The sequence below is a fragment of the Colwellia sp. PAMC 21821 genome, from assembly GCF_002077175.1.
GTDB lineage: Bacteria > Pseudomonadota > Gammaproteobacteria > Enterobacterales > Alteromonadaceae > Cognaticolwellia.
Map to the genome: position 1 here is coordinate 2,048,966 of NZ_CP014943.1, position 21,511 is coordinate 2,070,476.

General features: G+C 40.0%; 15 protein-coding genes. 8 read left to right on the forward strand and 7 right to left on the reverse strand.

Annotated elements, in window-relative coordinates:
• The first annotated feature begins 228 nt into the window (after positions 1-228).
• Entirely contained in the window at positions 229-1,611 is a 1,383-nt protein-coding gene (locus A3Q33_RS08660) for a sensor domain-containing diguanylate cyclase (RefSeq protein ID WP_081179601.1), read from the forward strand.
• Positions 1,612-2,011: 400 nt separating this feature from the next.
• Positions 2,012-5,413 (forward strand): mechanosensitive ion channel domain-containing protein, encoded by a 3,402-nt coding sequence (locus A3Q33_RS08665; protein ID WP_081179602.1) that lies wholly within the window; start codon positions 2,012-2,014, stop codon positions 5,411-5,413.
• Between the two features lie 278 nt (positions 5,414-5,691).
• Here A3Q33_RS08665 and A3Q33_RS08670 read toward each other — a convergent pair whose 3' ends face one another.
• Positions 5,692-6,828 carry a BaiN/RdsA family NAD(P)/FAD-dependent oxidoreductase gene (locus tag A3Q33_RS08670; RefSeq protein WP_502687245.1) on the reverse strand — a complete coding sequence of 379 codons (1,137 nt, stop codon included), beginning with the start codon at positions 6,826-6,828 and terminating at the stop codon, positions 5,692-5,694.
• 339 nt (positions 6,829-7,167) lie between these two features.
• Here A3Q33_RS08670 and A3Q33_RS08675 point away from each other — a divergent pair, with 339 nt between their 5' ends.
• Entirely contained in the window at positions 7,168-8,688 is a 1,521-nt protein-coding gene (locus A3Q33_RS08675; RefSeq protein ID WP_081179604.1) for a DUF4397 domain-containing protein, read from the forward strand.
• A gap of 129 nt (positions 8,689-8,817) precedes the next feature.
• Here A3Q33_RS08675 and A3Q33_RS08680 read toward each other — a convergent pair whose 3' ends face one another.
• From A3Q33_RS08680 to prlC, 4 genes are all read right to left on the reverse strand, one after another.
• Complete coding sequence (locus A3Q33_RS08680) at positions 8,818-9,291, reverse strand: peroxiredoxin (RefSeq protein ID WP_081179605.1); 474 nt, start codon at positions 9,289-9,291, stop codon at positions 8,818-8,820.
• Positions 9,292-9,483: 192 nt separating this feature from the next.
• A complete protein-coding gene (locus A3Q33_RS08685) occupies positions 9,484-10,275 on the reverse strand; it encodes a class I SAM-dependent methyltransferase (protein ID WP_081179606.1) in 792 nt (263 codons plus the stop codon).
• Positions 10,265-10,978 (reverse strand): DNA-3-methyladenine glycosylase I, encoded by a 714-nt coding sequence (locus A3Q33_RS08690; protein WP_081179607.1) that lies wholly within the window; start codon positions 10,976-10,978, stop codon positions 10,265-10,267. Before A3Q33_RS08690 ends, A3Q33_RS08685 begins: the two co-directional genes overlap by 11 nt.
• 5 nt (positions 10,979-10,983) lie before the next feature.
• Positions 10,984-13,026 carry an oligopeptidase A gene (gene prlC, locus A3Q33_RS08695; RefSeq protein ID WP_081179608.1) on the reverse strand — a complete coding sequence of 681 codons (2,043 nt, stop codon included), beginning with the start codon at positions 13,024-13,026 and terminating at the stop codon, positions 10,984-10,986.
• Positions 13,027-13,259: 233 nt separating this feature from the next.
• Here prlC and gorA point away from each other — a divergent pair, with 233 nt between their 5' ends.
• Entirely contained in the window at positions 13,260-14,612 is a 1,353-nt protein-coding gene (gene gorA / locus A3Q33_RS08700; protein WP_081179609.1) for a glutathione-disulfide reductase, read from the forward strand.
• Positions 14,613-14,779: 167 nt separating this feature from the next.
• On the opposite strand, the gene A3Q33_RS08705 is transcribed toward gorA, so the two are convergent.
• On the reverse strand, positions 14,780-16,171 hold the full coding sequence (locus A3Q33_RS08705) for a heavy metal sensor histidine kinase (protein WP_081179610.1): 1,392 nt from the start codon (positions 16,169-16,171) through the stop codon (positions 14,780-14,782).
• The gene (locus tag A3Q33_RS08710; RefSeq protein ID WP_081179611.1) at positions 16,161-16,847 is read right to left on the reverse strand and encodes a heavy metal response regulator transcription factor; all 687 of its coding nucleotides are present in this window, start codon (positions 16,845-16,847) and stop codon (positions 16,161-16,163) included. The genes A3Q33_RS08705 and A3Q33_RS08710 overlap by 11 nt, the downstream gene beginning before the upstream one ends.
• A 155-nt stretch (positions 16,848-17,002) precedes the next feature.
• Here A3Q33_RS08710 and A3Q33_RS08715 point away from each other — a divergent pair, with 155 nt between their 5' ends.
• The 4 genes from A3Q33_RS08715 to A3Q33_RS08730 are packed head-to-tail and all read left to right on the forward strand — an operon-like array spanning position 17,003 to position 21,058.
• Positions 17,003-18,844, forward strand: a complete 1,842-nt coding sequence (locus tag A3Q33_RS08715; RefSeq protein ID WP_081179612.1) for a copper resistance system multicopper oxidase — start codon at positions 17,003-17,005, stop codon at positions 18,842-18,844.
• A complete protein-coding gene (locus A3Q33_RS08720; protein WP_081179613.1) occupies positions 18,841-19,713 on the forward strand; it encodes a copper resistance protein B in 873 nt (290 codons plus the stop codon). Before A3Q33_RS08715 ends, A3Q33_RS08720 begins: the two co-directional genes overlap by 4 nt.
• Before the next feature lie 23 nt (positions 19,714-19,736).
• Positions 19,737-20,144 (forward strand): copper resistance CopC family protein, encoded by a 408-nt coding sequence (locus A3Q33_RS08725; protein ID WP_081179614.1) that lies wholly within the window; start codon positions 19,737-19,739, stop codon positions 20,142-20,144.
• Between the two features lie 11 nt (positions 20,145-20,155).
• Entirely contained in the window at positions 20,156-21,058 is a 903-nt protein-coding gene (locus tag A3Q33_RS08730; RefSeq protein WP_081179615.1) for a CopD family protein, read from the forward strand.
• Positions 21,059-21,511: the final 453 nt, after the last annotated feature.

The following is a 21,511-nucleotide window of genomic DNA, read 5'->3' on the forward strand; positions in this document are numbered from 1 at the left end:
AAAACAACGCAGTTATTGACGATTTAAACCGCCTTAAAATGATCGATTATTTATTTCAATTGGTATAAGTTTAATGATTCTACGGGAGTAATTCATGGTAAATTCCATCGAATAATAAACAGTTTAGCTAAAGTACAGTCGGTTATTACAGCTCTAAATCTGTTTAATTTGTCAAATAATACCAAACTGTCCTAAACTTTATCTTAGAACTCGAAAAGAGCATTTTATATGAAAGATTTTTACGGTCTTAATCTAAAAAACTTATTGGAGAAAGCGCCTGTTGGAGTCATTATTCATCGGTGGAATACTTGTATCGTTTATGCAAACCCTACGGCCTTGCGTTTATTTGGCCTGACTATTGATCAAATTATTGGTAAGGATACTTTCGATCCTAAATGGAGTTTTGTGGATGATGCAGGAAAGCAGCTTCAGCTTGAAGATTATCCTGTTAACAAAATAAAACGAACTCAAGAACCGATACAAAATGAGATCATAGGTGTTGTGTCTAGCACACAAGAACAACCGCGTTGGCTGATGGTAAATGCCTATATGGAAGGCGATCTTAACAGTGACAATCGCTCAATTATTGTCTCTTTTAATGACATATCAGATTTCAAGCAACTCTATTTTTTCTCAGACATAGTCGAGAATACGCAAGACATTGTTATTGTGTGCGAAGCCGATAATATAAAATACCCGACGGGGCCGAAAATAATATATGTCAATAAAGCGTTTGAGACATTAACCGGCTATAAAAAAGACGAAGTTATCGGTGAAACACCACGTATTTTACAAGGTGATTTAACCGATAAAGAAGCAATGTCGCGCATTAAAATAGCATTGACAAATAATCAAGCAGTCACGGAAACGCTATTAAATTATGATATTAATGGTCGCCCATATTGGATTGAAATGAACATAATCCCGTTAAAAAACAAGTACGGGGAAGTCACTCATTTTGGCGCAATCGAGCGAGATGTCTCAGAGCGAAAATTTCATTTAGAGCAATTACAATTTAGAAACCAAGAATTAAAAGCACTAAAAAGTGAGCTTGAACAACTTGTACAAGAAAGAACCGTAGAGTTGCAAAAAGCTAAAGAAAAATTAGAAAAAATTGCCTTTTTAGATCCATTAACTAATATCCCTAATCGACGATTTTTTATTGACCAAACTCATCGACTTATTAAGTCTTGCAACCGAAGACAGTTGTCGATTGCTTTTGGTCTGCTGGACATAGATGACTTTAAATTAGTCAATGACACACATGGCCATGATGCTGGCGATTTAATTTTAAAGGAATTAGCAAATTACTTGCGTGTTTTTTTTAGGGCTGACGAAGCCTATTGCCGATACGGCGGAGAAGAATTTGCTTTTACAGTAGTCATTGAAAGAGCTGCTGATCTAGAGATCATAACCGCTAGACTAATTAACGGGATTCGTGACCTTAAAGTGTCAGTTAATGGCCATGATCTATCGGTAACGGCCAGTGCTGGCTTTAAGCTGTGTCATCCCAGTTATGGTGTTGATTTTGAAAAGGAAATGAAACAGGCTGATGTTGCGCTTTATCAGTCGAAGAAAAACGGTAAAAATAGAGCCACAATTTTAAAGTAGTTTGTTCATTACTAAAGTAATAACTAGATCAGATGATTCTACTTTGCGTTTGGTATGAGCCAGTTAAACAGCTGACTTTGACCTTGTCCTAGGCTCAGCATAGTTTTAGCATAGGAGAGCATTCCTCTTTCATTAGTAAACTAGCGTATATTAACGAATTGAAAACGCTTCTATCTAGCGAAAAAGGCGTAGTCAGCGCTATTTGTCGTTAATGTCGTTGCATCTTGAACCGACATTATCTACTATTTATTGTTACACTACGCTGAATTTTATAAGGCTTCACTTTTCCTTTTCTTAGACAGGTGATAAACCAAAAACCTATAAATCAATGTCTGTTGAATAGACTAAATAGGTGGTTTATGCTTCTTTTCTCATCATAATATTTGCAGTAGGTTTATGAATGCTAAAACAATTTGTCCGTGCGTCTTTAAGTTTAAGTTTAATTTTATTAATTAGCATTACGCAGAGTGGGCTAATATCCAGCGCTGAAGCCCAAGAGTCAAATCTTGAAAGTGATATTGAAACTGCCATAGAACGTGTGCAGCAAACCACTGATTTAGATGAGAAACAACGAAAAAATACGTTGATCAAGCTTGAAGACGCACAAGACATGCTTGCTAGTGCAAAAGAGCAACAGCGCTTGACTCTAGATTATGAAGACCGGGCGGCGAGCGCATCCCAAAAAATAATCAGTATTCGACAAAGTAACCAAGCACTGCGTGAACAGGTCGTGCAAATAGATAAAAGCCAGTCGGCTGAAAAACTCGCAAATCAATTGCTTTTACAAAGAGCAGAGCAAAAAAGTCGGCTGTCGCTACTTTCTGAAAAGCAAAGTGAGCAAACTATACTTAGCTTGCGAGCTAATAAAATTGCAGAGCAATTAAGTGCTGCGCGGGCTGACGAAACGGCGATAAATCAAGCGATAGCAAAGCAACCAGCTGAGAATATAAGTCTTGATGCAAGGGCTAACTATCTTGAAAAACACGCCAATGCACAAAAGCTCGCAGCGACTATTAAAGCACTTGAAAGCGAAATAGCGACCATTCCCGCTAGGCAGTCGTTAGTAGAGGCAGAATTAAGCCAGCTTAGAACCCAAAGTACATTTTATGAAAAACAAATTGCCTTACTGCAAGCTTACCTAGCCGATAATCGAAAGAGTGAAGTACAAAAGACAGTAGAGCGAAGCAGTGCCGTGTTAGCTAAGTTGAAACAACAACCAGCCCTTGAATCCCTCGCCAGTGAAAATTTAGTATTGGCCAATCAACTGCAAAAATTGCAAAGCCTTGCGCCAGAAAGTGAAACCAATGTGGCAATTTTGCAAAGGCAACTCGTTGAGGTTCAGCAATCTTCTGAAACGGTTGATAGAGTTTTAGCGACGGGTCGTGTAACCGATGAATTGGGGGAGTTGCTGCGAAGACTACGGGCTAGCCTACCTGTGGCAACAGTCCTTGAACAACGTAATGAAAAGCTTGAAGAGTTAACTATACGCCAACAGCTTGATGTAATTTTGTGGCAAGATCGGTTGAGAAGTCTAGCTCATATTCCTGATGCAGCAGAGCGTTTACTGCTTGAAAGTAGCCCTCAGTTGATTAAAAAAAATCAGCGCAATAAAAATACTGATCCTAATTTATTCACCGCGCTTGAGCTTGAAAAAGCAGAAGAATTGACAACATCTAGACGTGATTTAATACGTAATTTAATTGACGCATCAAACACGCAAGCTGATCGAACTACTGATGAAAAACTTGCTATTAACAAGCTACTCATTGAAAGTTCAACACTTAGTGCGCTTCTCGAACGGCGATTAATTTGGCTACCGTCGTCTAGCTCAGGCATTGCCGGTAACTTTGGTGTCAATATTTTAATCGGCCTTGAGTGGTTCTTTTCACCTACAGCATGGTGGAACTTAGTCAACGACCTCTATAATGGTGCTATATCGTCACTTTTTTTATTGTTGCTATTTGTCACTATACCGCTATTAATATTAGCGAGCCGTCGCGCTATTAAACGGGCTTTATGGTCGTTATTTGAAAAGGTGGGTGATGTAGACCATGACACTTATTATAGTACGCCCTTAGCGTTAATCTTAACTTTCGCGCTAGCTTTACCCTTACCCGTTTGTTTGTTCGCTGTCGCGGGCATGATCTCAGAAGGTGCTCAACCATTGAGCTTCTCTATCGCTATTGCTACTGGACTAGCTGCTGCGTCATCTTTAAGCCTAATACTGTTGTCTTTTCGCTCAATGTGTCGTGAAAACGGCATGTTTGAGAAACACTTTGGTTGGAGTGCCAAAGCACGGCTCAAATTGCGCGCAATGCTTTCATGGTTTGTCTGGCTAGAGTCGATTACCGGCTTTATATTTGCTACGGCTATTGCAAGCGGCGAAACTGAACTGAGATACGGCATCGCAATTTTAGCATTTATTATCAGCTCTATCGGTATTGCGGTATTCAGTTATCAATTTTTTCAACCTAAGAGTGGCGTGGCTACCAGCATCGCGGGCGAAACCCCGGCAAACATACTCACTATTATTGCCTTTCCCATCGCGGTGATAGCACCTTTTGCAATAGGTTTAATGCCACTGTTTGGCTATTTTGATACCGCGGTGGAATTGCAGTCTAAGGTCTTCATGTCAGGGACCGTTTTGGTCATGTCCGCAGTAATTTACGGTATTATATTGCGCGTTTTTCTGGTGACATTTCGCCGATACATGGTTCGAAAAGAGCAAAAGGAAGCCGAAGATTTGGCGATAAAAAATGCCGAGCCAGAAGTAGAGTCAAGCGTGGAAGCAATAGCTATGCCTGAGGAAAGTAAGAGCATTGATGAGGACGAAGTAAAACGCCAAAGTCAATCAGCCATCCGATGGTTCACTGGTTTGTTATTGTTAGCTGGGCTCTGGTTTATCTGGATGCCGCTGCTACCAGCACTTGGGATTGTTGATGACATTATAGTCTGGCAACAAGTAAAAATAGTCGACGGTGTAGAGCTCTCAAGTGGCGTTACCCTGTGGAATATTATTTTGTCATTGGCGTTTGTAGTCGGTGGCTTTTTAGCGGCTAAAAATATACGCGGCGTAATGGAAATAGGCTTTTTTGAGCGTTTTGAAATGGACGATGGTGCGCGCTATGCCATTATGTCTATTTTGGGTTATGTCATTGTAGGTAGCGGCATAGTAATTGGCTTTTCGCAGCTTGGAATTGATTGGTCAAAGTTACAGTGGATCATAGCCGCGCTTGGTGTTGGCTTAGGTTTTGGCTTGCAAGAGATTGTGGCAAACTTTGTTTCTGGTTTAATTATCTTATTTGAACGCCCCATTCGTGTGGGCGACTTCGTCACCATAGGTAATTTAAGTGGTACTGTCAGTAATATTAAAATTCGCGCCACGACAGTAACCGACTTTGATAACCGTGAAGTGCTATTGCCAAACAAATCTATTATTACCGAAAATGTCACGAACTGGACATTAAAAGACGCGGTTACCCGTATTGTGGTTAAGGTTGGCGTGGCTTATGGAACTGACATCGAAAAGGTCACCGACATACTCATGCAAGCAGTAAAAGATCAAAAAGACGTGCTGGAACTACCATCTCCGCAGGTATTCTTTTTAGAGCATGGCGATAGCTCGTTAAATTTCGAAATTCGTGCTTTTGTAAGTCAACCAACAAATCGTTTGCCGCTGACACATTTAATCAACATAGCCATCAACAAAGCACTGGCAGAAAATGAAATTGCCATCCCGTTTCCACAACGTGACTTACATCTGGTTTCGGGCAAGCTGATTGAAAAAACTGAAACCGATTAAATGTTTAGCTATTGATCGGTTGATTAATATATCTCGAATTAACAGTTAGCTTTAGATATTAGTGCAATCACTGGACTTGGAGGATAGTGCTTTAGTTCAGTGAATTTAAGCTTGGGATACTTATTCTAATATTTCTTAAAGCCAAACTTCGAAATTTTATCAGGCAAAGATAGAACCAGAAGCCTTCAAATATAACTTTGTCTGCTTCTCATTTGTATTGTTATGTGTTCGAAACCTTAAAACTAAAACTAAAACTAAAACTAAAACTAAAACTAAAACTAAACCGCCTGCCCACAAGCCACACCACTGCTCCACGCGAACTGAAAATTAAAGCCCCCGAGCCAGCCGGTTACGTCAATTGCTTCACCAATAAAATATAAGCCTTTGGCTTTTTTTGCTTCAAAGGTTTTAGATGAAATTTCGTCGGTGTCAACGCCGCCTAAAGTTACTTCGGCTGTTCTATAACCCTCGGTGCCATTGGGTTTTATCTGCCAGTTATGGAGGTATTGACCTAGGTAGGTAATTTCGTCGTTACTTATTTGGTTGATGGCTTTATCGGTTATATCTTTTTGTTTTACTAACGCTTCAATAAAACGTTTAGGTAATACGGTTGCTAGCATATTTTTTAATGATTTTTGTCCGCTGGTTTCACGCCATTCATTGATTAATGCATCGATGGGGGTTTCAGGCAGTAAGTTAATCGTTACGGCTTGTCCTGAGCGCCAAAATGATGAAATTTGCAATATCGCGGGGCCAGATAAGCCACGGTGAGTAAATAATATGTTTTCTTTAAAAGTAGTGCCGTCTTCACTGGTTACTTCGGTGGCAATGCTGATGCCAGATAATCCATCAAATTTTTGTTTGTCGTGATCGTGCAAAGTAAATGGCACTAATGCGGCCATTGTCGGTAAAACCTTTAAACCAAATTGCTCAGCTACTTTATAACCTATTGGGCTGGCGCCTAATTTCGGCATGGTTAAACCGCCAGAGGCAATAACTAATGATTCACATTGATAACTTTCACCTGCGGTAACCACTTCATAACCGGAATCATTTTTGTTGACTGATATGACTTCGCTGCGCATTGCTACATCAACACCGGCCCATTCACATTCGGTCATCAAAATGTCAACAATGTCTTGTGCACTGTTATCACAAAATAATTGCCCTAAGGTTTTATGGTGATAATTAAGGCCATGACGGTCTACTAGTTCGATAAAATCTTGCGCGCTATAGCGGCTAAGGGCTGATTTAGCAAAATGAGGGTTTTGGCATAAGTAGTTTTCAGGGCTGGCGTTTTCATTAGTGAAATTACAACGACCACCGCCAGAAATTAATATTTTTCGGCCAGGTTTTTTACCCATATCAACAACGGTAACACTTCGACCACGATAGCCCGCGGTTGCTGCTGCCATTAAGCCTGCTGCGCCAGCGCCAATAATAACTACATCTGAAAATATCAATGAAATAACCTAGTTTATGCTTTTAATGGCGGCATTATACTTGAGTTAGCAAAGTAGGGCGATAAGTTAAAGTTAGCGATAATATTTTGAACTAAAACGCTCATAAATTGAAAGTTATGTAAGGAAAGGTAGGGTTAAGTAAAGAAGTGCAAAGATACTGTGAATCGCCGAACTTAACCCTAAAATACCGCTCTACAAAGTGCTTTTTTAGCTAATTTTAAGCTATAAGCATCAATTAACTGGCAGTAGATCTCTGCTCAGTAGTAGCAATTAACTTTATTGGAAAAATATATGCGCTTTACATCCAACCTCTTTTCAACTATTTCACCTTCAAAGGTACTGCTACTTTCATCAGCGTTAGCCCTTGCTGCTTGTGGCGGTAGTAGCGACAGCTCAAATGTCGGTTATGTTAAATTTTATAACAGCTCGAAAAATGCTCCTGATATTATTCTCACGCTTGATCAAGATCTTGAATCAGACGATGACGATGATGCAGATAATTTTGAAGTAACCTTTAATGGCGTTGCTTATACTGAAGCTTTAAGCGTGTTCGAAATTGACACAGACAGCTATTTTTACGAAATGGGTTGGCAAGATGAAGACAGTAGCGACCGTGATGACCTGGAGATAGTGGCAGAAGGGCAAATTAAAGTTTCCACAGATACGATTCAATTATTAGTACTAACTGATGATATTACAGCGCCACAAGTTGAGACCTACAGCATTGAAGTGCTTGACGATGATGAAGACGAAGATAATGATTTATTCAACTTACGTGTGTTGAATTTACACCCTGATTCGGCTGGCGTTGATTTTTACATGTCAGAGTCAGATGAAACCTTTAATGAAGCAACATTAGTAGGCCAATTTAATTACAGACAGCTATCAGAAAATCTAAAATTTGATCAAGATGAATATATTTTCTATATCACTAAATCGGGCACGCAAGAGGTATTGTTTACCTCAGACGACATCGATTACGCATACCCTGCACAATATGTGATGATAGTACGTGAAAACACCGGCTCAGGTACGTCGCCATATGCTATGGATAGAATGTCTAACTCGTCAATTACCGAATATTTAGACACAGACTCTGAAGCACAGTTTAGAGCTTATAACGCGATTAGAGAACACGAATTAATCCCTAATTACACTGGCACATTAGATATTTATATTAATGGTGTTGATGATGAAGCGGAAATTTCAGCGCTTGAAATTGGTAGCTTCAGCGAGACTAAAATTCAGCATAAAGGCGATTACAGTTTAGATTTATTAATTCCGGGTACTACTGAACGCCTTTTAAGTAATCATTTATTGAGCTTGGCTGAAAACACCAATAAAACCGTATTCTTTTACTTAAATGAAGAAGATGTTGATTTAGATGGCGACGGTAATGTTGATGAAAACAATGACGGTATTGTTGATGAAATTGAAATAACTATTAAATCGCTTGTTGTTGCAAACAGTACGCGGGAAAGTATCTACGATCATCAAATTACCATGATAGATTTAGTCGATAGTGATGACTTTAACTTTGTTAAATTCTATTTTGTTCGTAATAATGAAACTATAGAAACTGCTTTGTATAACCGCAGTGCAGTATACACTCAGCCGGAGTCAATTTACTTACAAAACAATACTTATCAAGTGTTTGCTATTGCCGAAGTTGATAGCAGTGAGGTTATTTTATCAAGCTTTCAATTAACCCTTGATGAAGACTCACATGAACTATTTTTAATTGTTGAGGCTGATGACGATTCGCCAACAGGCTATCGCATTGAAATGATAAAGCAAACTGAGGGTGAATAACTTACCTCAAGTGATTAAGCGTTAACTAATTTGATTAATTAAGTGATCGACTCTTTCATTTTTAATCAACAAAATAAAGAAGGGAGCCAATGGCTCCCTTCTTTGATAAACAACGGTTAACTACATTGTTTAAAGTCGTTTGATAATTGTTTCTGCATTACTTACTTCAAATTTTTGCGGCTGCTCAACATTTAATGTTGTAACAACGCCGTTTTCAATAACCATAGCGTAGCGTTGTGAACGCAAACCACCAAAAGCTGCTGTGTCCATTTCAAGACCTAAGGCTTTTGTGTAGCTACCATCGCCATCAGCAAGCATCATTAGGTTTTCAGCATTTTGTGCTTTGCCCCAAGATGACATAACAAATGCGTCATTTACCGCGACACAAATAATCGCGTCAACGCCTTTGGCTTTAAACTCGTCAGCTAATACCACGTAACCTGGTAAATGTGTTTCCGAACAGGTTGGTGTAAACGCACCTGGTACAGCGAACATAACGACTTTTTTGTTAGCGAACAATTCAGACGTTTTGTGGGTGACCATATCACCATCTTTTAATTCTTGTAGTTGCCCGTCAGGCATATTTGCATTTAATGAGATCATAATATTTCCATTGTCATTGGGGTTAATAGGATGCCGGTATTTACCGGTTTCGGGTAATGCTTATCATGTATACACCAGCTAAATAACGCTGATTATTAGTCTAGAATAAACTTAGTCTTAGCGCACGTTAATGCTGAATAAAGTCTTTAATTTTTTAGCAAATGTTGCCCTGAAATTATTGGCATAACGTGATCAGTTGTTTTTCGGAATCGCTTGATTTACATAAACATCAAAGCGATTTTTTTTCATATTAATGCTAGTTGATGGTGTTTTACCTGCAAGTGGCGGCGCATAGCTTGGGCGTTTAACTACAACGCGATATTTTGCGAGGGCAATCGCTGGCGCGAGTAAGTTGTCGGCATCAAGATCTTCACCCACTAATGACTGAAACACACGCATTTCTTTTTTAACAGCCGCAGACTTTTCTCGATGCGGGTACATAGGATCGAGATAGATTACATCTGGCTGCTGCGCTAAGTCGATATTTTCAATCAATGATGAGCTAATTAAGCTCATGCGATCGGTTATATCATTAATTTCAGTGCTTAGTTTCGCGCGCTCTAAGCCGTCTTCAAGTAAAGCAGCAACAATTGGCATACGTTCCATCATGGTAACGTTACAGCCTAAGGTGGCTAATACAAAGGCGTCACGACCTAAGCCTGCGGTAGCATCAAGCACATTGGGCGTAAAACCATGTTTTAAGCCAACGGCTTTGGCAATGTCTTGGCCTCGGCCACCACCAAATTTACGGCGATGCGCGGTAGCACCATCAACAAAATCGACACAAATAGCGCCGAGTTTTGGCTCATCAAGTTTACTCAGTTCTAGGCGCTGCAAGTTAACTTGTAAAGCAAACAGCAACTTTGGATAGTTTTTTATCGCGGCAATATCACCGATATAATCCAGCTGCCATTTTTTAGCAATTTTTTTCGCTTTGTCGACGTCAACCGCATCAACATAGGCAACGGCCACTTTATTCAGCATCGGCTATTTCTTCTAAATGAACATGGTTATCGCCAGTCGCATAAGCAATTAAACGACTTAACTGACCTAAGGATAAGTCGCCTTGTTGTTGCCAACTATTAAAGCTTGCTTGAATTGCGCTTAAGCTTGATTTTGTTTGAATGCCGCCGGTAATAATGTCATGTGCGCGAAAATAAGCTTCTACATCTCGGCTCAGTAAAAAAGTATCTTTGCCTAAAGCACGTAAAGCATAAGGTCCGGTGTTACCGCCTAAGCGCTGGCCGTGTTTTTTCAAATACGCCCATAAGCCGGTAATATCGTCGCTTGGCCATTTTGCAATAAACTCAGCAAAGCTATGACCTTGTTGTTGCTGTTCAAAAATCATTTCGGCGTTGGCTTTAATGGTTTTTACTTTATTAAAGTTACGAATGATTTTTGGATCTGCAGCTTTTCGCTCCATCATTTCTTCTGGCATCATTAAGACTTTTTCGATATTAAAATTGAAAAAGCTTTCTTCAAAGTTTGGCCATTTATTTTGCACAACGCGCCAAACAAACCCCGATTGAAAAACCTTTTTACTGAACTCAGATAAAAATCGGTCGTCGGGTATCGCTGCCAACAAGTGATCTTGTTTACCTGGGCCTAGCAATATATTGAGTTTAGCCGCGCCACCTTTTCGGGCAGCGGCGCGTTGATAAATATCGTCAAGTTTTTCTAATGCCATTGTTATTAACCTGTGATGCCGCTATGACGTAATAATGCGTCAATTTTAGGCTCACGGCCACGGAAGGCTTTAAATAGTTCGCTTGGCTCTTTTGAACCGCCCATTTCTAGCACATTGGTTAAAAAGTCATGGCCAACACTTTGGTTGAATATGCCTTCGTCTTCAAAGCGAGAAAAAGCGTCACTTGATAAAACTTCTGCCCATTTATAACTGTAATAACCAGCGGCATAACCACCACCAAAAATATGGCCGAAGCTATGTTGAAAGCGGTTAAACTCTGGCGCTTTAATTACCGCGTAGTCTTCACGCACTTGATTTAAAACCTGCTGAATCTCATCACCTTTTTCAGGAGAGTATTGTGCATGCATTTTAAAATCAAATAAGCTGAATTCAAGTTGACGGATCATTTGCATGGCCGATTGAAAGTTTTTCGCCGCTAACATTTTGTCGAGCATGTCTTGTGGTAAGGGCTCATTGGTTTGGTAGTGACCAGAAATAAAGGCCAGTGCCTCTGGCTGCCAGCACCAGTTTTCTAAAAATTGACTCGGAAGCTCAACGGCATCCCATGGCACACCGTTAATACCAGATACACCGGCTGCGTTAATTTGCGTCAGCATATGGTGAATACCATGGCCAAATTCGTGGAATAAAGTCACCACTTCGTCATGGGTAAACAAAGCGGGTTTATCACCAACCGGGCCATTAAAATTACAGGTTAGGTAAGCCACTGGGTATTGAATATCACCATTGGCTAATTCACGACGGCCAACACAGTCGTCCATCCATGCGCCGCCACGTTTTTTCGAACGGGCGTATAAGTCTAGATAAAAACTACCACGAAGTTGTTGTTTGCTGTCTATAACATCAAAAAATTTCACATCTTTATGCCAAGTATCAACGTCTTTACGTTCAGTGACATTTAAACCAAATAAGCGATGTACAACTTCAAATAAACCAGCAACCACTTTGCTTTCAGGGAAGTAAGGACGCAGTTCTTCATCAGAAATAGCGTAACGCTCTTGTTTCAGCTTTTCACTGTAATAGGGTAAATCCCAGGCTTGTAAATTACTTTGGTCAAAGTTTTGTTTCGCAAAAGCAGTTACTTCCACTAAGTCCTGCTCACCTTGGGCTTTTGACTTAACCGCTAGGTCTTCTAAAAAGCCAATGACTTCACCGGTATTATTGGCCATTTTTGTCGCCAATGATTTATCGGCAAAACTGTCAAAACCTAATAAGTTAGACAGTTCATGACGTAAAGAAAGTAATTCAGACATAATAGGGCTGTTGTCGTATTCACCGCCATTAGGCCCAATTTCAGACGCGCGGCTAACATAGGCGCGATACATTGTTTCGCGTAACGCTTGATTGTCACAGTAGGTCATTACCGGTAAGTAGCTTGGAATATCTAAGGTAAATAACCAACCAGACTTTTCTTGTGACTCGGCTAATGCTTGTGCTGCTTCTTTTGCACTTTCAGGTAAACCGGCAAGTTCTGCTTCGTCAGTAATATTAACGCTAAAGGCTTGTGTAGCATCAAGAATATTATTACCAAAGGTAGAACTTAGCTCAGATAGGCGCGTAGAAATTTCACCGTAGCGCTTTTTGTCTTGTTCATTTAGGGCAATACCCGAAAGTTTAAAATCTCTTAAAGCGTTGTTGATCACTTTTTGTTGCGCGGCATTAAGGTCTTTAAATGCATCGCTTTCGCTTAATTGTTGATAGGCGGCGAACAAACCTGCGTGCTGACCAACAAAAGTACCGTATGCAGATAAAAGCGGTAAGCAAGACTCGTAAGCTTCGCGCAATTTCTCGCTACTCACGACCGAATTCATATGTGATATGGGTGACCATAATTTACCTAAAACATCGTCTACTTCATCAACGGGCGCTACTAGATTAGCCCAAGTGAACTCTGTATTGTTCGCTAACACATCGGCAATCGTTGCTTTACAATTGTCGATGGCTTGCTCAACCGCAGGTTTAATGTGTTCTGGCTTAATTTTAGAGAATTGCGGCAGTGATGTAGTTTGTAATAATGGATTGGTCATAAAATTCGCATGTTTGCTAGATGATGGTGTAGATGTAATGGCAGATCAGTCGATAATCAAGGTTTAGCGGTCACTATTTGACTGTTGATGTACAAAATTGAAATTTAATTGCTAAATATCGTGTCACTTGTTATTGCAAGTCGCATGCTAAAATCCACTATGTTGGCAGTTACGCTTGAATTTTGGGTTTTTAAGTCCAATATAATGAAAGATAATCACACAGGAAAAAAAATATGACACAACATTTTGACTACATTTCAATTGGCGCTGGTAGTGGCGGTATTGCTTCGGCAAACAGAGCAGCTCGTTTAGGTAAAAAAGCGGCAGTTATCGAGGCTAAGCATATTGGTGGTACCTGTGTGAATGTGGGTTGTGTCCCGAAAAAAGCCATGTGGTATGCCGGACAAATTGCTGATGCTTTGCATTACGCCAATGATTACGGTTTTAAAGCGCCATTACAAAGCTTTAACTGGTCAAAGCTAGTTGAAAACAGAGAAGCTTATATTGAACGCATTCATGCCGCTTATGCACGTGGTTTTGCCAGTAACGACGTTACTGTGATCAATGGTTTTGCAAAGTTTGTTGATAAAAATACCGTAGAAGTTGATGGCGTGTTATATACCGCTGACCATATTACGATTGCCACCGGTGGACGCCCAAGTCGCCCAAGTATTGAAGGTGCAGAACATGGTATTGATTCAGATGGCTTTTTTGCGCTAACAGAACAGCCTGAAAAAGTTGCAGTTGTTGGTGCTGGTTATATTGCCGTAGAGCTTGCTGGTGTGTTGCATGCTTTGGGTAGCGAGTCACATTTACTGGTGCGTAAAGAGAAGCCGTTACGCGGTTTTGATGAAATGCTAAGCGACACATTAGTCGAGCAAATGGCCAAGCATGGCCCAACATTACATACCATGAGTGTACCAACGCGTGTTGAAAAACATAGCGATGGTAAATTAACCATTCATTTAGAGAATGGCAAATCTATTGGCCCGGTCGATTCTTTAATCTGGGCAATTGGCCGTGAACCAGCCACTGATAATATTAATATAGAATCTACCGGTATTAAGCTCGATGAACGTGGTTTTATTCCGACTGACAAGTATCAAAACACCAATGTAGATGGCATTTATGCCGTGGGTGATAACACTGGCCGTGCTCAGTTAACGCCTGTTGCTGTTGCTGCAGGTCGTCGTTTATGTGAACGTTTATTTAATAATAAACCAAACGAGCATTTAGATTATTCCAACATAGCAACGGTTGTATTTAGTCACCCGGTTATTGGTACGGTTGGCTTGTCAGAAAAAGAAGCTATTGCAGAGCATGGTGAAGACCAAGTTAAGGTCTATAACTCTCAATTTACGGCACTGTATCAAGCGATCACTGAAGATTACCGTGACCCAACAAGAATGAAATTAGTTTGTGTAGGTAAAGAAGAGAAAATAGTCGGTATACATAGTATTGGTTTTGGTAGCGATGAATTACTCCAAGGTTTTGCAGTCGCCATGAAAATGGGCGCAACTAAGGCTGACTTTGATAACACTGTTGCTATTCACCCAACGTCTGCCGAAGAATTCGTCACTATGTAGGCTTTAAGTATGTAGGCTTTAAGTCTGTAGACGTTTAACTATGTAGTTATCTGGCAAGTCAGCGTGAGATAATAAATATTTGAAAGCCACCCGCTTAATTTTATTCGTTAGTTAGAATAGAAATTATCGGGTGGATTTTTTTATGCGGTTAATTGCCTAATTTATGTTTATGGCGCATTAAAGAAAACTTTAAAACAGGTATTATCATCATCTGAAGTGACTGTTACTTTGCCATGGTTTGCCTCGGTCATAGCTTTCACAATGGCTAAGCCTAAACCGGCGCCTTCACTGTGCCGTTGCCTTGACTTATCAGGTCGATAAAAACGGTCAAACAAATAGGGTAAATGATCTGAGTGGATTTTATCGCCAGGGTTGCAGATTGAGATACAAACCTGGCCACTGTCAGTTTTTTGAGTATTGACTACTATCGATAACCCTTTTGCTGTGTATCGAATAGCGTTTGAAAGCAGGTTTGATAACAATTGGCGAAAATGCAGCTTGTCACAATAAAAATTTAGCTCGTCGCCTTGCTTTACAAAGGTAATATCGGCCTCTTCAGCAAGGGCATCAAAATACTCAAATAAGGCCTCTATTTCAGACTGGCTATTCAGTATTTGTTGTTTTGGCTTTATTAAGCCATTTTGAGTTTTAGCTAACCACAACATATCTCGCACCATGTTGGTTAACCTATCAAGCTCTTCTAAGTTAGAAAATAGCAGCTCTTGATATTCTTCTGACGCTCTAGGCTTTGACAACCCAACTTGAGTTTGCGTGATAATGTTAGTTAACGGTGTTCTTAATTCATGGGCAATATCGGTAGAAAAATTCGATAATCGTAAAAACTCACTTTGCAGCCTATCCAGCATTAAATTAAAAGACCGCACCATATTAAATAATTCGATAGGGACGTTAGTTTCGTCTAATCTAATTTCAAAATTGTTGGTTTGAATATCATGCATTTTTTTACTCAAACCGCGTAAGGGATTTAATCCTTGATAAACCGCGAACCATCCGGCAAGTAATACCAGCAAGCTAGCGCCGAGCATAATTACCCCTAAACTTTGTCTAAATTGCGTTAAAAAGTGGCTATGAAAACTCATATCAATGGCGACAGTCGCATTATAAATTGCTTGAGGCGTGTTATAAGTTGTCACTAAGACGCGATACGAAAATTTGCCCACTTGTTGCTGAGTAACATTTTCAATATCAAAACCGATTTCCGACGGATTTGTATTACTGAAATTACTAAAGTCTCGCGTTGAATTTGCATATATAAAGTCGCCTTGTTGGGCGTTAACTTGATAATAAACCCCGTGATGACCTACTACCGCTTTAGATAAAGCATCGACTAACTGCTCGTCACTTCTGTGACTTTGCGATAATGCACCTTCGATGGAGGCAGATATAACTTTGAGCTCATTAACATCTTGCTGAACAAAATGATGGCGAATAGCGCTGTCTATAAGCACACCGAGAAAGCTCAAGCTGAAAATTGTGGTTACGGCAACAAATAAAACCACTCTAAAGGTCAGTGATAGAGGCCTTTTGTTAACTTTCATTAACTTGAACCTCCAACTTATAACCCATGCCTCTTACCGTGTGAATGAGTTTAATGTCGAAACCTTCGTCAACTTTTCCTCGTAATCTGCGAATGGCAACATCAATAACATTGGTATCGCTGTCAAAGTTCATATCCCACACTTGAGATGCAATTAAAGAGCGCGGTAGAACTTCACCCTCGCGGCGAACCATTAATTCGAGCAGGCTAAATTCTTTATTACTTAATAATATATTTTTACCGGCTCGTTTTACTTTGTGCTTTAAAATATCGATTTCTAAATCAGCGATTTGTAGCGTGTTTTCAATTTTTGGTACACCGCCTCGGCGAATAAGTGTTCTTACTCGGGCTAATACTTCTGAAAATGCAAAGGGCTTAATAAGGTAGTCATCGGCACCCAGTTCAAGGCCTTTTACTCTGTCATCGACGCTATCGCGAGCCGATAAAAACAGCACAGGGCTTTGGTTACTTGCTTCTCTAAGCGATTGTAAAATCCGCCAGCCTGAAACGTCAGGTAGCATTACATCTAATATTATGACGTCAAATGCTTCAGTCATCGCTAAATGATGACCGTCTAAACCATTACGTGCTAATGACACCTGAAACCCGGCTTCGGTTAAGCCTTGTTTCAAATAGTCACCTGTTTTTTGTTCGTCTTCTACAACCAGTAATCGCATGAAGTTTTCCTAAATCATAAATATTTATACATTATGGCGTAACTGCGTAATCAGCAACATGACATAAAGATTACAACTTTGTAATGTTTGAGTCATGTTATTGACAGGTATCATCTTTATACTGCACCTATATTCTGAATAAGAGGAGTCCGTTAATGGGCGACATTAATAAAATACAGTCATCTTTGATGCCCCGTCGCAGATTTGTCCAAGGACTTGTCGCAGGGGGAGTGCTAGCGGCGTTTCCGAGTATTATTCATGCGGCTTCATCGTTATTTACAGATACCAATACCGGAAGTCCACCAGAGCTTAGCGGAAAAGTTATTGAGTTGGTTATTGGCGAATCACCGGTTAATTTTACCGGTGTTGTTCGCATGGCCACCACTATTAATGGCTCAATACCGGCTCCTACTCTGCGACTTAGAGAAGGTGATGACGTTACTATTAAAGTAACGAATAAATTATTAGTGCCTAGCTCTATTCATTGGCACGGCATCATTTTACCTTATCAAATGGATGGCGTACCGGGTATTAGTTTTAAAGGCATTATGCCTGGCGAAACTTTTGTTTATAAGTTTAAACTACAGCAAAGTGGCACATATTGGTATCACTCCCATAGTGGCTTCCAAGAAATGACCGGTATGTACGGCGCACTTATTATAGAACCAAGAGAAACCGACATTATTAGCTCAGATAATCAGCATGTTATTCAATTGTCTGATTGGACTGATGATGACCCAATGGCATTGTTTCGTAAATTAAAAATACAAAGTGATGTGTTTAATTTCAGCCAACCTACGGTACCTGAATTTTTTGCTGATGTGTCAAATACCGGTGTAGCTAATGCCTTGCAGCGTAGAAAAATGTGGCATGAAATGCGAATGAACCCAACCGATTTGGCCGATTTATCCGCATCTGCGATGACCTTTCTTATGAACGGTAGTACGCCGATGGCTAATTGGCGGGGGCTGTTTAAAGCTGGCGAGAAGCTTAGATTAAGATTTATTAACGGTTCTAGTAATAGCTTTTTTGATGTCAGAATACCCGAGCTAAAATTAACCGTTGTGCAAGCTGATGGTCAAAATGTTGAACCGGTAACTGTTGACGAATTCCGTTTCGGCCCCGGTGAAACGTACGATGTAATTGTTGAGCCTAAAAACGATGCTTATACTATTTTCGCTCAAAGTATGGACCGTTCAGGCTATGCAAAAGGCACCTTATCTATAGCGCAAGGTATTGATGCACCGACACCGGCATTAGATCCAGTTGAATGGTTAACGATGACTGACATGATGGGCAACATGGGTAATATGGATCATGGCGCTATGGCAGGTATGGACCATGGTGCTATGGCCAATATGAAGCAGTCAGGTATGGATCATGGCGCAATGAAAATGGATCATAGTCAACATGGCGCAATGGCAATGGACCATAGTAAGCATAATATGTCTGGTAACCCGCTTAGCGTTGCGAGTTCGAAAGTGCGTCATGCCAAAACAGAATATGGCGCATCAGTGGATATGCGTGTTGATATGCCCAGAACAAATTTAGACGACCCAGGTATTGGGTTGCGTAAAAATGGTCGCCGTGTACTCACGTTGGCTGATCTACATTCATTGGATGGAATTGCGAATCATCAAGAGCCAGAAGCTGAAATTGAGCTGCATTTAACCGGTAATATGGAACGTTATAGTTGGTCTTTTGACGGCTTAGAATTTGGTAAAAGTACGCCGGTACATATGCAACACAATAAACGTATACGGGTTATTTTACAAAACGATACCATGATGACACACCCGATGCATTTACACGGCATGTGGAGCGATTTAGAGAATGAGAAGGGTGATGTGCAAGTGCGTCGTCATACTATTCCCGTGCAACCGGCACAGCGGATTAGCTTTTTAACCACACCACATGATGTGGGGCGTTGGGCGTGGCATTGTCATTTATTATTCCACATGGATGCAGGTATGTTTAGAGAGGTGGTTGTATCATGAGAAATTTAACATCGTTTAAAGCTTTTATCAGCGCGCTGCTGTTTTGCCTACCTTTAGTAAGCGTGCAAACATTTGCCCAAAATGAAATGTCGGATATGGCTGGCGCGGATGGTGAAAAGCCGCAACCACAAAGCGGAGACGCGCCCAAAGATGCTAGAGATCCACATGCATACTCGGCAGGTACAACGTTAACTGAAGGCCCTTATGCTTTAGGTGAGGAGCATAGGTTAACATTGGCCGATGAACATAGCTTTTATACACTCTTAGGCAACAGGCTTGAATATAATGAGCAAGCTAATGCTGGCGTATTCGATTTTCAAGCTTGGTACGGCACCACATTTGATCGATTAGTGATTAAAACTGAAGGTGATATTTCAGAGGGTGAGTTGGAAGAAAATCAAACCGATATATTATGGGGGCATGCCCTTACTGGATATTGGGATACGCAATTAGGTATTCGCGTTGACTACTATAAAGAAGGCAAAAATCGTCAATGGCTAGCGTTTGGTGTACAAGGATTAGCGCCTTATTGGTTTGAAATTGATATGACAGCTTACCTAGGCGAAGGCGGTAATACAGCATTGACCTTTGAAGCAGAGTACGAGCTGTTACTGACACAAAAATTGGTTGTACAGCCGCGTGCCGAACTGACCCTGTATGGTAAAAGTGATGTTGAAAATGGTTTAGGCAGTGGTTTATCAAGTAGTGCGATTGGTTTTCGAGTACGTTATGAATTCACTCGTCAGTTTGCACCTTATGTTGGCGTAGAGTGGACTAATACTTACGGAACTACAGCAGACTATGCAGAACAAAACGGGCAAAGCAGCAGTGAAACAGAATTTGTTGCTGGCGTAAAATTTTGGTTTTAATTTTTTAATAAATAGAGGTAGTAATGAAATTATTTAATACAGTAGCGGCTTTTTTAAGCCTAGCATTAGCATTTACAGCATCGGCACATGTGTCAATGACACTGTCATCACCTGAGAATGAGGCTATGTTGATGCAAAGCCCTGAAGAGCTTGTTTTGACCTTTAGTGGTGACGTTAGATTAGCTAAAGTTTTACTTACAGATGCAAGTAATAAAACAGTAGATTTTAACTTTAAGCCAAGTGCACAAGCGAGTAAGCAGTTTAATTACAAATTACCGACCTTAAGCGAAGGACAATACACGGCTAAGTGGATAGTCTTAGGTGGTGATGGCCATAAAATGACCGGTACTTTTACCTTTATGATTGGTGGACATGGTATGCATCAAGAAATGAAAAAAGAAATGCCAGCTTCGCACAGCCATAATCACTAGGACGCTAATCAATGGAAATAAGTTACTGGTCAGTATTATTACTCTTATTAAAGTTAGTAATTTATGTTGCGAGCGCAGCATTGGCCGGTACCTTAGTTTTACGTTTACTTAATCGAAACAGTAAAGCTAGCGCCGATAACGTTGCGAATTTCAATACCTATTTAAAGCGTGGAGCCTTAGTTTGTTTAAGCTTAGCGTTAATTGCTTCTATATTACAGGTGCCAATTGAGGCAGGGGCAATGGCTGAATCAGGTATATCTGGTATGACTGATGCCTTTATGTTGGAAATAGTTTGGCAGTCAGTAATTGGCGAGCAAGCTTTGTTAAGAATACCTGCTTTTTTGCTCGCTATAGTTGCGGTGAGTACTTGGGGTAAATATAACCCCTTATTTAATACGTTTAATGTTTTGATGACATTAGCGGTACTGCTTGCCATTATTTATAGTTTTACATTTACTGGCCACAGTGCTGAAAAAAGTCTTTGGATAAAAAGTATATTAGTGCTGCATGTCTTCGCAATTACTTGTTGGGTTGGTTCATTATTACCACTTTATAAAAGTTGCCAGTTACTAGCAACTACTGACGTAAAGCGTTTAATGCATCAATTTGGCCAGCTTGCCATTATTATTATCGCATTACTTTTAGCGTCAGGCATTACCCTAATTTTACAATACTTAGATACAGTGGCAGAGTTGTTCACCTCAAATTATGGGCAATTAATCTTACTTAAATTATTATTAGTCAGTGCAATGCTTATGTTAGGTGCGTGGCATAAGTTATCGTTGGTACCTCAGATCACCGAAGCACATCATGTGCTCACATTAAAGCGTTCTATTTCAATTGAAATATTAATCGCACTCACTGTATTAATCATTACCAGTATATTTACTACGCTAGTTGGACCACCAATGTAGAAAATAAGATCTTAAAGCACACAACCTAAGTCACTTTAAGCTACCTAACACGTTAGCCTAAAGTGACTTTTTTATTTGCTTAAGCTTATATGCCATTCATTTAGTTATTAACGCACATTGGCGTTACTCACATTCATTAATAACGACTGTTGAGTTTTTATTCATCTCGGATTGATTAGCAATTAAAAACTATATTTTTAAGAAAAATATATTCATCGAATTCAGCTAGCCCTTGCCAAATATAGCTTATGTTTTTTTGTTATTTCTAGGTGTCATATTAGGGTGAAAATAGTTTAATAATTGTCTGGTAATGGTGCGGTTTTCTGGTAATCTCTTAGCTCGCTTATTTCCATTGTTCGTTAATTGAACAAGTAAATCTAAGCTTGGACATTTATTTATCCACATAATATAAAAATAATAATAAATATGTGAAAAGGATTTATGACTTACCTT

What these genes read in the sequence shown, in the direction of transcription:
- A3Q33_RS08685 (WP_081179606.1), bottom strand. Translation starts at nt 10,275, where the DNA reads ATGCTGAATAAAGTGGCCGTTGCCTATGTTGATGCGGTTGACGTCGAC.
- A3Q33_RS08710 (WP_081179611.1), bottom strand. Translation starts at nt 16,847, where the DNA reads ATGCGATTACTGGTTGTAGAAGACGAACAAAAAACAGGTGACTATTTG.
- A3Q33_RS08730 (WP_081179615.1), top strand. Translation starts at nt 20,156, where the DNA reads ATGGAAATAAGTTACTGGTCAGTATTATTACTCTTATTAAAGTTAGTA.
- A3Q33_RS08715 (WP_081179612.1), top strand. Translation starts at nt 17,003, where the DNA reads ATGGGCGACATTAATAAAATACAGTCATCTTTGATGCCCCGTCGCAGA.
- A3Q33_RS08720 (WP_081179613.1), top strand. Translation starts at nt 18,841, where the DNA reads ATGAGAAATTTAACATCGTTTAAAGCTTTTATCAGCGCGCTGCTGTTT.
- A3Q33_RS08680 (WP_081179605.1), bottom strand. Translation starts at nt 9,291, where the DNA reads ATGATCTCATTAAATGCAAATATGCCTGACGGGCAACTACAAGAATTA.
- A3Q33_RS08690 (WP_081179607.1), bottom strand. Translation starts at nt 10,978, where the DNA reads ATGGCATTAGAAAAACTTGACGATATTTATCAACGCGCCGCTGCCCGA.
- A3Q33_RS08665 (WP_081179602.1), top strand. Translation starts at nt 2,012, where the DNA reads ATGCTAAAACAATTTGTCCGTGCGTCTTTAAGTTTAAGTTTAATTTTA.
- A3Q33_RS08705 (WP_081179610.1), bottom strand. Translation starts at nt 16,171, where the DNA reads ATGAAAGTTAACAAAAGGCCTCTATCACTGACCTTTAGAGTGGTTTTA.
- A3Q33_RS08670 (WP_502687245.1), bottom strand. Translation starts at nt 6,828, where the DNA reads ATGGCAGCAGCAACCGCGGGCTATCGTGGTCGAAGTGTTACCGTTGTT.
- A3Q33_RS08675 (WP_081179604.1), top strand. Translation starts at nt 7,168, where the DNA reads ATGCGCTTTACATCCAACCTCTTTTCAACTATTTCACCTTCAAAGGTA.
- A3Q33_RS08660 (WP_081179601.1), top strand. Translation starts at nt 229, where the DNA reads ATGAAAGATTTTTACGGTCTTAATCTAAAAAACTTATTGGAGAAAGCG.
- prlC (WP_081179608.1), bottom strand. Translation starts at nt 13,026, where the DNA reads ATGACCAATCCATTATTACAAACTACATCACTGCCGCAATTCTCTAAA.
- A3Q33_RS08725 (WP_081179614.1), top strand. Translation starts at nt 19,737, where the DNA reads ATGAAATTATTTAATACAGTAGCGGCTTTTTTAAGCCTAGCATTAGCA.
- gorA (WP_081179609.1), top strand. Translation starts at nt 13,260, where the DNA reads ATGACACAACATTTTGACTACATTTCAATTGGCGCTGGTAGTGGCGGT.